The 15,522-nt window shown below is 38.8% G+C and carries 11 protein-coding genes and 1 pseudogene; 5 read left to right on the forward strand and 7 right to left on the reverse strand.

The annotated features are described in order from the left end of the window. Window positions 1-9: 9 nt before the first annotated feature. Together B4H39_RS06505 and B4H39_RS06510 are read left to right on the forward strand one after the other, a co-directional pair. Window positions 10-705: a metal-dependent transcriptional regulator gene (locus B4H39_RS06505; protein ID WP_202230778.1), complete on the forward strand. Its 696-nt coding sequence runs from the start codon at window positions 10-12 to the stop codon at window positions 703-705. A 67-nt stretch (window positions 706-772) separates the two neighbouring features. Beyond that, window positions 773-2,338: an Nramp family divalent metal transporter gene (locus tag B4H39_RS06510; RefSeq protein WP_251420796.1), complete on the forward strand. Its 1,566-nt coding sequence runs from the start codon at window positions 773-775 to the stop codon at window positions 2,336-2,338. Between the two features lie 106 nt (window positions 2,339-2,444). On the opposite strand, the gene B4H39_RS06515 is transcribed toward B4H39_RS06510, so the two are convergent. From B4H39_RS06515 to B4H39_RS06535, 5 genes are all read right to left on the reverse strand, one after another. After that, on the reverse strand, window positions 2,445-3,662 hold the full coding sequence (locus B4H39_RS06515; protein WP_251420794.1) for an MDR family MFS transporter: 1,218 nt from the start codon (window positions 3,660-3,662) through the stop codon (window positions 2,445-2,447). 115 nt (window positions 3,663-3,777) lie between these two features. Then, window positions 3,778-4,194: a nucleoside-diphosphate kinase gene (ndk, locus tag B4H39_RS06520; protein ID WP_202230772.1), complete on the reverse strand. Its 417-nt coding sequence runs from the start codon at window positions 4,192-4,194 to the stop codon at window positions 3,778-3,780. A gap of 229 nt (window positions 4,195-4,423) precedes the next feature. Beyond that, on the reverse strand, window positions 4,424-7,027 hold the full coding sequence (gene clpB, locus B4H39_RS06525; protein WP_271328132.1) for an ATP-dependent chaperone ClpB: 2,604 nt from the start codon (window positions 7,025-7,027) through the stop codon (window positions 4,424-4,426). A gap of 150 nt (window positions 7,028-7,177) precedes the next feature. Beyond that, window positions 7,178-7,807: an NAD(P)-dependent oxidoreductase gene (locus B4H39_RS06530; protein WP_251420790.1), complete on the reverse strand. Its 630-nt coding sequence runs from the start codon at window positions 7,805-7,807 to the stop codon at window positions 7,178-7,180. A gap of 92 nt (window positions 7,808-7,899) precedes the next feature. Further along, complete coding sequence (locus tag B4H39_RS06535) at window positions 7,900-8,340, reverse strand: Rrf2 family transcriptional regulator (protein WP_251420788.1); 441 nt, start codon at window positions 8,338-8,340, stop codon at window positions 7,900-7,902. A gap of 141 nt (window positions 8,341-8,481) precedes the next feature. Here B4H39_RS06535 and B4H39_RS06540 point away from each other — a divergent pair, with 141 nt between their 5' ends. After that, window positions 8,482-9,012, forward strand: coding sequence for an HdeD family acid-resistance protein (locus tag B4H39_RS06540; protein ID WP_202230765.1), 531 nt, complete (start codon window positions 8,482-8,484; stop codon window positions 9,010-9,012). Window positions 9,013-9,099: 87 nt separating this feature from the next. Here the strand turns inward: B4H39_RS06540 and B4H39_RS06545 are convergent, their stop codons facing one another. Together B4H39_RS06545 and gshAB are read right to left on the reverse strand one after the other, a co-directional pair. Further along, a complete protein-coding gene (locus tag B4H39_RS06545; protein WP_251420786.1) occupies window positions 9,100-10,266 on the reverse strand; it encodes an MFS transporter in 1,167 nt (388 codons plus the stop codon). 169 nt (window positions 10,267-10,435) lie between these two features. Continuing rightward, window positions 10,436-12,700: a bifunctional glutamate--cysteine ligase GshA/glutathione synthetase GshB gene (gshAB, locus tag B4H39_RS06550; RefSeq protein ID WP_251420844.1), complete on the reverse strand. Its 2,265-nt coding sequence runs from the start codon at window positions 12,698-12,700 to the stop codon at window positions 10,436-10,438. Between the two features lie 324 nt (window positions 12,701-13,024). On the opposite strand from gshAB, the gene B4H39_RS06555 reads away from it, so the two are divergent. Further along, on the forward strand, window positions 13,025-13,873 hold the full coding sequence (locus B4H39_RS06555; RefSeq protein ID WP_251420784.1) for a transporter substrate-binding domain-containing protein: 849 nt from the start codon (window positions 13,025-13,027) through the stop codon (window positions 13,871-13,873). Continuing rightward, a pseudogene (locus tag B4H39_RS06560) lies at window positions 13,860-15,336 on the forward strand (amidase family protein). Before B4H39_RS06555 ends, B4H39_RS06560 begins: the two are co-directional and overlap by 14 nt. Window positions 15,337-15,522 lie beyond the last annotated feature (186 nt).

The following is a 15,522-nucleotide window of genomic DNA, read 5'->3' on the forward strand; positions in this document are numbered from 1 at the left end:
AGAAACTAGGTGTTAAAATTAACAAAAAATGAACAGGATTATCTAAAAGCCATTTATACATTAGAAGGTTCAAGCGAGGAGCCTGTCGTAAGCATTCAGTTAATTGCAAAAAAATTGTCCGTTGCAGCTCCTAGTGCAACGGAGATGATTAAAAGATTATCTAAAAAGGGACTTGTACTTTATGAGCCTTATCATGGGGTTAATTTGTCCGAACAAGGCCATGCTCAGGCTCGTTTCATTATTAAAAGTCATCGAGTCTGGGAAACCTTTTTAGTTGAACGCTTGGGCTACTCTACTGAGGAGGTTCATGAAGAAGCAGAAAATCTAGAACATGCTTCTTCTCCTAAGCTTGTGGAATATCTCTATGCTCTGCTGGATTACCCGATAACGGACCCTCACGGCTCAACTATTCCTTCCGAGCTTTTTTGGAAAAAGGATGAAGTGGAAATTCCCTTATCTCACGCTGAGGAAGACAAGAGTTACTACATCACCACATTAGACTCAGATGCTAAAGCTTTCTTTCACAAACTTAAGATAAAGATTCCGCATTTTATTCGTATCCTTGAACGTCTCCAAGACGGTTCAATTATCTTAAAAGAAGACAGCGGTCAAATATCTGTGATTCCGCAATTTTTACAAGAAAATATACTATTAATGCAAAGAACAGGACGTGTAGCTTCTTCTTTAAAAAATGAGTCCCTCTAGAAATCCCCCTGTTTTCACTCCTATATAAAAAATAAGGCTGAGCTTCTCTCAGCTTAGAAAGGAAAATATGAACAATCTTAAAAATCAGCCTCATAAGTTGATTTATCATACAAATGGCAAGTCACTTCAAGAGATTAACGGAACGGTAAAGGTACCTAAAGATGGTAAATTTTTCAGGACACTCCTTGCTTATTCCGGTCCGGGAGCTTTAGTCGCCGTGGGTTATATGGATCCGGGGAACTGGTCCACTTCGATTACAGGGGGACAAAACTTCCAATATTTGTTAATCTCGGTTATTCTAATGTCAAGCTTGATTGCTATGCTTCTTCAGTATATGTCAGCCAAGCTTGGAATTGTTAGTCAGATGGATCTTGCACAAGCTATTCGTGCACGTACCAGTAAAGTCCTAGGAATCATTCTATGGGTTCTGACAGAGCTAGCGATTATGGCAACTGATATTGCGGAAGTTATTGGAGCCGCTATTGCTCTTTACTTACTTTTTGACATTCCGCTGATACTGGCAGTATTCATCACAGTATTTGATGTTTTTCTTTTGTTGCTTTTGACAAAAGTCGGCTTTAGAAAAATCGAAGCTCTTGTGGTCTGTCTTATTCTCGTTATTTTATTTATCTTTACTTATCAGGTTGCCCTCTCTAACCCTGACTGGAAGGCACTCGTGGAAGGATTCATCCCCAGCACACAGACCTTTGCAACTTCGCCTTCAGTCGCTGGAATGACGCCTTTAACAGGGGCACTGGGTATTATCGGAGCAACTGTGATGCCCCATAATCTTTATCTTCATTCTTCTATTTCACAAAGTCGAAAAATCAATCACAGTGATGAAAAGGATATCGCCAGAGCTGTAAGATTCTCTACTTGGGATTCTAATATCCAACTTACCATGGCCTTTGTCGTTAATGCACTCCTGCTGATTATGGGGGTAGCTGTTTTTAAAACAGGTGTCATTGATGATCCATCGTTTTTTGGGCTTTATGATGCGCTTTCCACCCCCTCTCTTTTAAGCAATGGTGTACTTGCTGACGTAGCTAAAACAGGTGCACTCTCCACTCTATTTGCCGTGGCACTCTTGGCTTCTGGCCAAAATTCGACCATTACAGGGACATTGACGGGACAGATCATAATGGAAGGCTTCATTCATATGCGAATGCCGATGTGGGCGCGCCGACTCGTTACACGACTTCTTTCAGTCATCCCTGTTCTCATCTGTGTCACAATGACACGAGGCTATAGTTTAAAGGAGCAGCATGAAGCTATTAATAACTTGATGAATGACTCTCAAGTCTTTCTGGCTTTTGCTCTCCCTTTTTCAATCATTCCTCTTTTGATGTTGACAAACAGTAAAAATGAGATGGGCAAGTTTAAAAACAATTGGATTGTCCAGCTTTTTGGTTGGCTTTCTGTTCTTGCACTGACCTACCTCAACCTTATCGGTTTACCCGATCAAATTGAAAGTCTCTTTCCTAAAAATCTAGCTTATCTTGCAGACACTACAGCCATCCTCCTGATTATTTTAGTTCTAAGTTTATTAATTTGGACTGTAGTTGAACTTTATAGAGGCAACAGAAAACTCACCCTTCTTCATCAGAAACTGTCTGATTTTAAGAACAAGTGAGGGAAGCTTGGTTACTCACTAAGGAGTCTAACCTACACAAAAACTATAAAAATGGAACCGCACGGTTAAGGAGCGATTCCATTTTTTTATTTTTAATTTGAGATAACTATAGCGCTTCATGCATGCGGATAGCGCGTAATGCAGGAAGAATCCCCAACAGTGTTATGACAATCATAAAAAGAGACATCCCTATATTTCCATAAATTGCTGACAGAGATACCAGCAGGCCTGAAAGAACCGCGGCTACAGGTTGAGTCACAGAAAATGCTCCTGTATATGTTCCGACATGCTCTCCTTCCATAAGATCTGCCCTTAAAGACTGAGAAAATGGTATAAGAATCATTTCACCTAGAGTTACCACTACTGCGGCAACAACTTCCCAGATCAGGTTATCTCCCAAAAAGGCAATAATAAATCCCAGTCCCTGTATAAGAATACCTAATCCTATACCTGTACGGCGTGACCAGTTTCTCGTTAAATGATTTATCCTCCCCATGAAAAGAATGATGATCAATGTATTAATCAAAAGAAACATGGTCAACATTCTTTGGCCATAAATTTCTACTCCAAAAATTCTTGTGGACAAAAAACTATCGCTAAGATGTACGGGTAAGTAATAATCAACTTGATTAAATATCATCGAAATAAAGACCGAAGCAAAAAGGTAGTACATAAAAATATGGTCTTTTGCTACAAAAAAATATGCTTGAATAATATTGGGTGTTTTCGTCTTACTTTGTTGTTGCGAATCAAAAGATTCCTCAATCCAAAAAAAGATTACGATAAAGCTCAAAATTTCTTCAACAGTGATAGCGAGTAAAAGCCAAACCAGATAGTCTCTAAAGAACCATGCAGAAAGACCAGAACCTATCATGATTGCAAAATTAATCACCCAGTATTGGATACTATAAACTGTTCTTCGATTTTCACTGGTCGTTAAGTCAACAATCATAGCTTGGCTTGCTGTGTTAAAAAAACCAAAGCCAAAATTCTCAATTAAAAATCCAAGAAAGGTGAGCCAGGGATTAAAATAAAAACTAGAGTTAGAAAAAGTAGCTAGGGCTGCTCCTACTGCTGTAAGTGCTGTCGCGAATAACATCACTGGACGTCTTCCTTTCATATCCGTCAAATGTCCAGCATAAAGTCCCACTAAAAAAACTACAATGGAACTTATGATAAGGAGTAAACCTGTAACTCCTGCCCCCATATACTTATTGTAATAAATAGTCATTGAGCCCCCCACTGTGCTAAAGCAGAGGGTCCCTAAAAAATTCATCAGCAGACGAATCCTTATCGCCGGATGAAGTTTCCAAAATTCTTTCATATTTTCCTTTTCTCCCTTGATAAAAAGTGAACACAAAAAGACCTTCTTCTGGTTATTACAGCCGTATAGCTCAAACCTAGTCAGAAAGTCCTTGCTCTCGAAATTTACTTTTTCTTTATGAAAACCAGAGTGCAATTTCCCGCTCAGCAGATTCAGGGGAGTCTGATCCATGAACAATGTTTTCAATCGCTTTGCCTTTTTCAGGTGATTGCGCAAAGTTTCCACGAATAGTCCCAGGTTGAGCTTGTGCGGGGTTAGTCGCGCCCATCATTGCACGCCAACAAGATATAGCTTCTACACCAGATATTACGCCAACAACAAGAGGACCAGAAGTCATGTAATTACGAAGATTGGGATAAAAATCTTTATCCACCAAGGCCTCATAGTGTTTGTCTATCAGAGACTCATCTGGAGCGGTGCGTAGCTCTAATCTATCCAGCTGTAAACCGCGTTGTTCAATACGTTTCAAGACTTCACCCACCAAGCCACGTCGAACGCCGTCGGGCTTAATAATAAAGAATGTTTTTTCCATGATAGACTCCTTCTCGTATCCTATATTGACTACATTTTACCTCTAAAGACTATAAATTGTCAAGAATTATCTGGAAATTTAGGGAATAAGCTATTGCTTTGACAAGTTTTCTCAGGGAACACAACGTCAGGGAAGTCGTTCAAAAAAGTTTTTATACTATAGGGAATACTTTTTGCTGCATGAAAAAAGCCCGAAATGCTCGGACTTCTTCCTTTATTTTAATTATTGATTATTCTGAGATAGGCAAGATATCAAAGTCTACTTTATTGTCAATAAGTTTAACTAAAACTTTAGTTTTAGGTGGAATCTTGCCTGCAATGATTAATTTAGCAAGAGGATTTTCGATAACCTTCGTCAGATAACGTTTTAATGGACGTGCACCATAGGCAGGTTCATAAGCATTTTCAGCAATCCATGTTTTCACTTCTTCGCTAAGTTCAAGTTCGACGGACATGTCTTCAAGACGTTGTGTCAATTGGCTGGTCATCTTCACAATAATATTTTTGATGTTATCCAATGACAGTGGTTTAAAGAGAATAGTGTCATCAATACGGTTGAGAAATTCTGGTTTGAAGTGCATACGCAACTGCTTCATCACTTCTTCAGTTGTTTCTTCAGAGATTTCGCCTTTATCACCAACATTATCAAGCAAATATTGTGAACCAACATTTGATGTCATAATCAAGACAGTGTTCTTAAAGTCAACCAAGACACCTTTCGAATCAGTCAAACGACCATCATCCAGAACTTGCAAAAGAATATTGAAAACATCTGGATGCGCCTTCTCAATTTCATCAAGCAGGATAATCGTATAAGGATTGCGGCGAACAGCTTCAGTCAATTGTCCCCCTTCATCATGACCGACATATCCCGGAGGAGCTCCAACAAGGCGTGAAACGCTATGCTTTTCCATATACTCACTCATATCAATCCGAACCATATGTTCTTCGGAGTCGAATAGATTTTCAGCTAAAGCTTTAGCCAGTTCTGTTTTACCAACACCAGTTGGACCTAAAAAGAGGAATGAACCTAGAGGACGGTTAGGATCCTGGATTCCTGCACGCGCACGAATAATCGCATCGGACACAGCTTCTACCGCTTCATCTTGCCCAACAACACGTTGGTGCAAGGTGTCTGGCAGATGAAGCAGCTTTTCACGTTCCCCTGCCACTAGTTTCGTTACAGGAATCCCTGTCATACGACCAACCACTTCAGCAATTTGCTCTTCAGTAACAGATTCTTGTACCAGACTGAGATCATCTGATTTTGCTTTACTTTCAAGGTCTTTCAGTGATTTTTCGATTTCAGGAATTTTACCATAGCGCAATGCAGCCGCTTTTTCAAAATCGCCATCGTTTTGTGCTTCTTCAAGTTCATGACGGGCACGTTCCAGTTCATTTCTTTTTTCAGAAATATTACCGATTTCCTTCTTTTCAGCTTCCCATTGTGCCTTAAGCTGGTTGTTTTCTTCACGTAATTCAGCAATCTCTTCACGGATAATATTCAAACGTTTCTTAGAAGCATCATCATTTTCTTTTTTAAGCGCTGCTTCTTCGATTTCCAATTGCATGAGACGACGATTGGCTTGGTCGAGCTCTGTAGGTAAAGAGTTCATTTCGACACGAATAGTTGCGCTGGCTTCATCCACCAAGTCAATCGCTTTATCAGGAAGAAAACGGTCTGTAATATAGCGGTTTGAAAGCGTTGCTGCGGCAACTAAGGCATTATCATGAATGGTTACACCGTGGTGAATTTCAAAACGTTCTTTCAAACCACGAAGGATAGAAATTGTATCTTCAACTGTTGGCTCTGTAACCAAGACTTTTTGGAAACGGCGTTCCAAAGCCTTGTCAGTTTCCATATATTTCCGGTATTCATCCAAAGTTGTAGCACCGATAAGATGGAGTTCTCCCCGAGCAAGCATTGGCTTCAAAAGGTTACCAGCATCCATTGAACCTTCCGTTTTACCTGCTCCTACAATGGTGTGCAACTCGTCAATAAAGAGGATAATCTGACCGTCTGATTTTTTAACTTCATTCAGTACAGCTTTCAGACGTTCTTCAAACTCACCACGGTATTTGGCACCGGCAATAAGCGCACCCATATCAAGTGAAAAGACCGTTTTATCTTTTAGATTTTCTGGAACGTCTTTTCGTACGATACGTTGAGCAAGTCCTTCAACGATAGCTGTTTTACCAACACCAGGCTCACCGATAAGTACGGGATTGTTTTTTGTCTTGCGTGACAAGACACGAATAATATCACGAATTTCTTCGTCACGTCCGATGACGGGGTCTTGTTTGCCTGCTTTTACCTGAGCAACAAGATCAACGCCATATTTTTCAAGTGCTTTGTATGTATCTTCTGCGTTTTGATTTGTCACTTTATCACCTCCACGTAAGTTTTCAATTGCTAATTTTGTTTTTTCCTTATTAAGTCCATGGCTGACTAAATATTTTGTTAAAGGATTTTTCTTTAAGTCAAAAAGTGCTAGCAGTACAATCTCCGTTGAAAGGTACTCGTCTCCCATTTCCTTAGCAATCTTATCTGCTGCACTAAAAAGGCTAAAAAGATCTGAGCTTATGTTTTGACCATAAGTAATGTTACTTCCTTCAACAGAAGAAATTTTATCTATTTCATTTTCAATAATTTTTGTAAATTCATCAATATTGATGCCTAGATCTTTGTAAAAATTATAAGCAAAACTATTGGGTTCTACAAAGATTCGCCATAAATGTGGAATTTCGATCACTTGATGATGGCGAGTTTGCGCAATTTGTTGCGCTTCATAAAGTGATTTTTGCATACTTGTTGTCATTTTTTCGATGTCCATAATGCACCTCGATTCATTTCATATTAATATAGTAATTTTCTCATTTTTCTTACTACCTCTTAATTATACCCCTTTGGTCAGTAAAGGTCAAACATTTTGTTCGCTATTTTCTATGTAAAAATAAAAAGGATTTTTCAAGAAAACCCCTTTTTATTTTTGAAAAACACTGATGCGTTGTCCAACATAATTTTCCTCAAGAGCAATATTAATCATCGCTTTAGCGTAGTCCGCATAACTGATAATACTTTCGTCCTTGGCATTCAATGTGAGTTCTTCACCAGCAACAACATAGTCCCCTGTCTTTTCTCCCTCTGGTCGGAAGTCAATTGCTGGACTCACGTAAGTCCACTTAACATTATCTCGTTTTCTTAGTGCCGCCAAAGATTCAGCCATAGCGGCAGTCAAAGGTTTAAAAGCTTCTGGAAAGTTCTCTGACTGATAAAGTTGAAGGCTATGTTCTGGATTAAGATACAAACTTCCTGCACCACCGACAACCAGCAATCGTTTGTCTGTATTTTCCACTAAATCTGCAAGATGCTGAACCGAAGCTGTATGCTGTTCAAGACTGTCTTCAGCCCAAATACCAAAAGCATCAATAATAACATCAAAATCTTTGACATCTTCTTTAGTCAAATCAAATAAGTCTTTTTCCAGTACTGACTGAGCTGCTGTTTTGTTCTCGCTCCTGACAATAGCTGTGACATCTATTCCTCTATCTGTTGCCTCTTGTACAATTAGACGGCCAACTTTGCCATTTGCTGCAACTACTGCTAATTTCATAAATTAACCTCCACTATCATTTTCGTTGTAATTCCTTTTGTTACAAGTTAATTTTATATAAGCCTACAGAAAAAGTCAATTATTCAGTTTTTTTAAGGATTTATCGCTATACAATGCTCAATATCCCTAAGAACTTCCTGCAGACCTATCGTTTTCATTTGTTCTTCCATGGCGTTTTGAATCATGTCGAGTTTAACATCAAGAACCTGATGAATATTTTTCCCCACAGAACAATCTAAGTTAGGATGTTCATGAAAATGAAAAAGACCTTTTTGACTCACAGCCTCAACTGCTTCATAAACATCAAATAAACTTATTTCTTCGATCGGCTTTGCAATTCTTGTCCCTCCACTTCCTCGAACCACTGTTACCAGTTCTTTGGCTTTTAATTGTTGAAGTACTTTTCTGATGATGACTGGATTGACATTGATACTGCTTGCCAGAAAATCGCTGGTTATCTTGCGCTCTCCTTCATATGTATGGATACAAGCAAAAATATGAAGAGCAATGGTAAAGCGGCTTGATATTTGCATTTTTTCTCCTTAAACGCTTGACTTACTTTAAGTATAATTCTCCTCTCTGAGAATGTCAATAATAAAACAATTGCATCAATTTCCCACTCTTTAAACAAAATAAGTTATAATTAAGTTATCAGAAAAGAAAGGGGTATTAAAATGTTTTCTGAAAATTTTTCAAAAAGGCTACGTAAAAATGTCGGAATAAACGGCTTAATTTCAACACTTATTGGCTTGCTTATTCTCTTCTGGCCAGGGCGTACAGCGCAGGTAGGAACTGTTTTGATTGGAATTTCTTTTATTTTAATCGGGATTTTTTATCTTGTTTCTATTTTCTCACTGATGAATGAAAATTTTTGGTCTAGATTTGGACATTTTCTTTTAGGAACAATTTACGTGATTGCAGGACTGTTTTCATTGATTAATCTAGCAGCTGCTACAGCCACTTTATTTATTATTATCGGAATTTTAGTGGGCTTTACTTGGATAACAGAAGGCTTTGTATCTTTTAGTTATGTGCCTTATTCACCCTCTAAACCGTGGACTATTCTCTCTGGGGTTTTAAGTGTAGTTGCAGGTTTCATGCTTTTGCTTACGCCACTATGGGGTGCAATAGCACTTTGGACGCTCCTCGGTATAGTTATACTTGTCCTTGGTATCTTTAAGCTCGTTCATTACTTTACATGGTAATTATAAAAAAAGGAATCGCTAATGTTTAAGCGGTTCCTTTTTTTATGCTTTATTCTCGTCTTTTGCAGTTTATGACTCAATGCTTTTTTAAAAATCTGCTTGCTTTCTCTTACGGGTCATAAGCATTGATAGTATTCCGGTTCCGAGTAAAATAATCGCTGAAATATAGTAAGGGAAAAAGTGATTAATGTCAAACATCATCCCTGCCGCCAGCGGCCCTAAAATATTGCCAAAGCTTGTAAAGGTTGAATTCAAACCATTGATTGCTCCTTGCTGATCCCCTGCATGCTTTGAAAGATAAGTTGTTACTGCAGGTCTGAACAAATCAAAGGCAAGGAAAACAACAAAAGTTGATAAGGCAACAGTTATCCTATTTCCTGTAAAGGCGATAATAGCAATAAAGAGAGCACTTGCAAAGAAAGTCAAATGAATCAGATGCATTTCACCAATCTTTTCGACAATCCAATCAAAGAGGAAAAGTTGGAAGAAAAGAGCAAGAATACCACTGACAGTGATTATCAAAGCAATTTCACTCATTGTGAAACCGAAATTAATCGTTGCCATGATGCTATAAATCGACTCGAAAGCTTGTAATCCAAATGAGGAAATTAAAATAACAACGAAAAGCGATGTAAACATTGGATTTTTAAGAATATCCAGAAACGAAGATTGAGTTGCTTCGGGGTTAATATCCATCGTTTTCTCAGACTCTTTAAGCACAGTCATACTTAAGATAAAGCCCACAAATGCTAATAAGGCGGCCACATAAAAAGGTACCCGTATCCCGAATTTTGCTATAAATCCACCTACACCAGGACCAATAATAAATCCACCGCTAATTGCTGCTGAAACTTTCCCCATCGCCTTGGCACGCTCAGCTACTGTTGTCAAATCTGCAACATAGGCTGTCACGGAAGGCATAAGTAAGGCAGCTGCAATACCGCCTAATGCGCGTGAAATATAGAATACGGCTTTGACTTGTGCTAAGCCAAATAAAAGCTCCGAAAAGGAAAAGATAATCATCCCCAAGGCAATCAACTTTTTCCGTCCAACCTTGTCTGATAAGTAACCTGCAGCAGGTGATGCAATCAATTGAGCAATTGCAAAAATCGAAATCATCATCCCCATGGTTGTTCCTGAAAAATGCATTTGCTCTTTTAATGGTGGTAAAACAGGAATAACAAGGCCCACTCCTAAGAAGACCAGCAGTAGGTTGGAAATCGCTAGATTGATCATCCATTTTTTGTTTTTCATAAAGTTACACCCCCAATCATCCGATAAAAAGACAGATTCAAAAAATTGAAGCCGTCTTTTTAACTTATTTCATTTACTAATACTCATCTATTCTATCATATTATACAACAAAATAAAAAAGTATCGCATTTGTCATTCTGGTGTTTTGGCTAAAATGTCAGACTTTTACTTATGAGGAAAATACTTCTGGGAATAAATAACTTAAAACATCCATTGTAACGCGCCTCCCTTTCCCCTTAAGCGGGTATAAATGAAACAACATTGCTGGGTTAAAGTTCGCCTCAATGATGCTGTAATCAGATGCAGACTCATCTGTGAGCGACTCAATTAAAATATCGATTCCTGTAATATTCACTTGCAATACTCGGGCAGCTTGTTCAGCAATCGTTTTGTAAGCTTCGGGCATTTCATCAGTCATATCAATTGAATCACCACCAGTAGAGATATTTGAATTTTCTCGAAGATTTACTCTCACTCCTTTTTCAGGTATACTTTGCTCTGTATAGCCTTGCACCTCAAGCATTAGTTTTTCTGTTTCAGTGATTTGTATTTTTTCCAGAGGGTAGCGATGATCAATTCCTCGTAAAGGATTTTCATTTTTTGATTCTACCAGTTGCGCAATAGTCGATAAGCCATCACCGATAACATGTGCTGCATCTCGTCGAAGAACAGCTCTTGTTTTACCGTCAAGCACAAAGAAACGATATTCCGTTCCAGTCACAAATGTTTCAACAATAACTTCCTTATCTTCATGAAAAGCAATATCTAGCGCTTTTCTAAATTGTGCTTCCGTTGCTGGTTGCTTAAATATAGAAATGCCCAAGCCATAGTTTGTTGATTTTGGCTTAATGACGATAGCCTTGTCTTTAAAAAGCGGATAAGCTGCCAAGGCCGTTGAATGTTCCCTAAACTCATGTCCTTTAGGCGTTTTCAGATGTGCACGATCCAGTAACTTTTTCGTTACCACCTTATTTTCCATGATGGCATAGGCTACCATAGAGTCCTTGGAAGTCATATTTCCTTTTTCAACAATCTCTGTATGTGACTTGTATGTGAGAGAAACCATCTGATCTTGAGCGTCTAAGACTTCTACTTTTAGTCCTTTCTGAATCGCATCAAACAATAAGTTTTGAGTAGAGAGCTCTAAGTCAGTGAACCCTGCCAGCTGAAAGGGATGTTGATAGGTCTTCTTGCGATAATCCCTTGCTAATTCTAAGGCAAAATTTGCGTTTTCTTGATAAGCCAACTCCATTTGACCTGCTATTGTCATTTCTGGCTTTTCCAACATCTGAGCGAATTTGTCGATAATAATCTGATCTTCTTGTGAAAGATTGAGTGCTTGTGCAAAATGACGCATTTGTGAGAAAAACTGTTGTCCTTCTTCATAATAGCCTGTCTTTTCTAAGGGATGTTCCAAGGCAACGGTATCATTTATTTCATAACCCCGTCTCTGACTTACATCTGTACAATCTTCCTCGTCCATATAAATAAGATAAAGAACAAAGAGATGAATAAAACGGCTTGTATCCTCATCCATTGCTATACGGGCAAATGGATTCAGGTCAAAGTTCCGAAACTCTACATATTGAATTCCACTTTCCATAAGCTCTTCTGCACGTGTTCCACCACGTAAACGTACAGCAGAATAAAACTCTTTCATCTCTGACAATGAACCTGACTCAACGTAAGTCGACAGGTCATTATAGTACTTCTCCAAGCTCTGATAGCTGACAAAAATCTCCTGAGCATTGCGATAACCAAACTTTGAGTTTCTGATAGACCGCACAGGCTGATGAGGCACTTCTGCCTCATCGGTGAAAAATCCAAAATCTGCGCGTGGAGAAGCACCCAGACAATAAGTAATAATCCACATGTAACGCAAATATTGTCGAGCGAGTTTCATATATACTTCCGTCTTGAACTCTTGAAAGTCTCCGCTTCCCTGCTGCTCCCACATCGCTTGAAGCAGGACATCCGCAAATTCAAAATTATAATGGATACCAGATACCATCTGTTTACGTTTACCATACTTTGAGGCTAGGCCCTGACGATAAGCCACATCCTTTTCTTTTTCAAGCTCAGCCAATCTGATGTCATCTTCATTTTTTGGAAGTGCGGGAGGCATAGATTGCACCCAAAGTAGCTCCTCCTCTTCAAGAGAACGGATGATGACATCATGAAGGGCTTCCATGAATTGTAAGGCTTGCTTTGGATGACCAAAAACTGGAGTAATAGCTTCAATCTGTGTTTCTGAAAAATCAGTTTGAATATAGGGATGAAAGCTGCGTGCTCCTAAACACTTAGGATGAGACAAGGTACTCAGCTCTCCCGTTGAATCTATACGATGCCCTTCTCTTTCTAGGCCAAAATGTGCTTGAAAGAGATAAGGTCTTACTTTTGTACTTGATAATATTTTACGATAAGAAATAGCCATTTTTATTTCCATAGTTTCTATATTTTATTTTTAATATATTTATTAAAGTATTCATTGTTATTATACCATGTTACTCCTCGTCACTGACCGAAATAAAATTGGTTTTTTATTTATTGTCCATTGTCTAGCGATACACTTTTCAGATAAATTTGTGTTGCTTGTGATTTAAATGCAGGTTTCAGCAGATTATTATTCTTTTCTCGTTCATTACTTACTTGGCCATACTTTAAATTCCTAAACATAAAAAGCTAATGAATTTCTAAATTTTGTTAAAATAAAAATAGACAGAAAGGAAGGATTTGTAGAAATCCATTAATATAAAAAATGAATAAAAAATTAGTTTTAGGTCTAGCCTTATTTTCTCTCACTTCTTTTGGGGTTTTGACCGCTTGCAGCAAAAAAGAAAACGTTAAGCCTGAGCCAAAAGAAATTATCGTGGCGACGAATGCGAACTCAAAGCCCAATACCTATATGGAAGGCAATAAATTGACAGGTTACGATATTGAGCTTGCACGTGCTGTTTTCAAAGAACTCCCTGAGTACAAATTGAAGTTTCAAGTGATTGATTTTAATTCCGTACTTTCTGGAATTGACAATGACCGTTTTCAAATGGCCGCAAATGCTCTTTCTTGGACACCTGAACGTGCAGAGAAATACAGTTATTCGCTTCCCTTATCCAAGTCCGCAACATCGGTAGCAGTTAAACCTGACTTGCACGTCAAATCATTGAGTGATTTAGCTGGTAAAACAACGGAAGTCTTGTCTGGTGTACAAGTCACAACGATGCTTGAAAACTGGAACAAGGAAAATCCAGAAAAAGCAATAAACTTAAAATATATGGATGCCAGCTATCCGTTAACTTCTTATGTTGCTGATGTTGACTCAGGCAAGAGTGATTTTGTGATTTACGACCAAATTTCACTCACACAAATTATCCAGCAACACGCTTATGATTTAAAAGTCGAGCCGATTGATTTAGGTGAGACAGATAAACATACGGGATTTAGCTATTTCATTTTTGGTAAGGAAAAAGAAGGCAGAGACCTTCAACAGAAAGTCGACAAAGCCTTGGTAAAACTTCAAGAGAATGGCACAATGAAAAAACTTTCTGAAAAATACCTCGGTGGCGATTTTACTCCTAGAGAGGAAGATATGAAAGATGAGAAAGATTAAAGACGCTACATATTGGGCAGAAAAAATACGTACTGGGCAAATCAGTGCTGCTGAATTACTTCAAAGTACTCAAAAAAAAGATTGAAGAAATCAATCCGAAATACAATGCCGTCGTTGCTTACGACTTGAATCAGGCTCAAACTGATTTATCAAAAACAGAAGACGGCTATTTCGCAGGCATTCCTTTTCCACTAAAGATGCTAGGTCAAGATCATGCAGGACTTCCGTCAACTTCGAGTTCCAAACTTTTTGAAGACAGTATGGCCCACTCAGACGACAACTTCGTCAAAGCTGCTCTTGACGCTGGCTTAACTCCCTTTGGACAAACAAATTCTCCTGAATTTGGCTTTAAAAATATTACGGATTCAGCTTTATATGGGGACACCCGTAATGTTTGGAATACAGCTTATTACTCTGGTGGCTCCTCTGGCGGTGCAGCTTCCGCTGTAGCTTCTGGCATCTTTCCCATGGCTGGCGCATCTGATGGCGGTGGGTCCATCCGTATCCCTGCTTCTTTTTCAGGACTTATTGGTTTGAAAATGACACGAGGACTTATGCCCCAAGGTCCAGGGAATTATCGAGGTTGGCAGGGGGCTGCAACCACAGGTGCTTTGACTGTTTCTGTGCGTGATACAGCCAGCTTTTTAGCAGAAATGCAACGTGTGCAAGAAGCCGACCCTTATCAAACTGAGTTACTGGATAAGGAAGCATTACATCATCTTACTGAACCCGAAAGGCCTTTAAATATTGCTTATTCCTTTGACTCTCCTGTCTCAGGAATATCAATTTCGGAGACCTCTAAGGCTGCACTTCAAAAAGCTGTCGACTTTCTAAAAAAACAAGGACACCAACTGATAGAGATTGCTTTTCCACTCAATGCCCGTCCTTTGATTCAAACTTACTATCAGATGAATGCTGCTGAAACATATGCCATGCTCAAACCATGGGAAATCGCTAATGACAGAAAGATAAACAACGGCGATGTAGAACCACTGACTTATGCTTTGTTAGAAGCCGGTCGCAATGCAGATGCTGCTTCTTATATTCAAGCTTTAAATCAGTGGGATAGCGCTTGTGCAACGTTTGATGAAGAAATTTTTAAAAATTTTGATTTCTTCTTAACACCGACAACAGCAAAAACAGCGCCCAAAATTGGCGAAGAGCTCATCCATCCTAACATTACGGAAAAAATGAAACACATGGAATTGTACGACTTCTCTGAACAAATCGCAACCATAGAGCAAGCATTTGAAAACTCCTTGGCTTTCACACCTTACAACTTCATCAGTAATCTCACAGGACAGCCCGCCCTATCCCTTCCAATTTACCTGGAAACAGCCACACATCTGCCGCAAGGTGTCCAAGTCTGGGGCAAGAAAAACTCCGAGATACTGATGCTAAGATTGGCTTTACAGTTTGAAAATAATGACCAGTTTATATTGCCTGAGTTTTATCGTAATTGATGACTGACAGGTATTTCATCAAACGCGAATACTGTATGAAGCAAGCTTCAACTTGTTTATCAATCTGATTGACCAATATATTTCAGGATTTTTTGATCAATAGTAAGCAGTCTAAAATCATCGACAAAGCACTCTTACAGCCTGTCAAAACTTCAAGTCAATTGCTTTCTTTAAACGTCTATCAGA

This window comes from Lactococcus sp. UBA7128 (assembly GCF_002492185.1).
GTDB lineage: Bacteria > Bacillota > Bacilli > Lactobacillales > Streptococcaceae > Lactococcus > Lactococcus muris.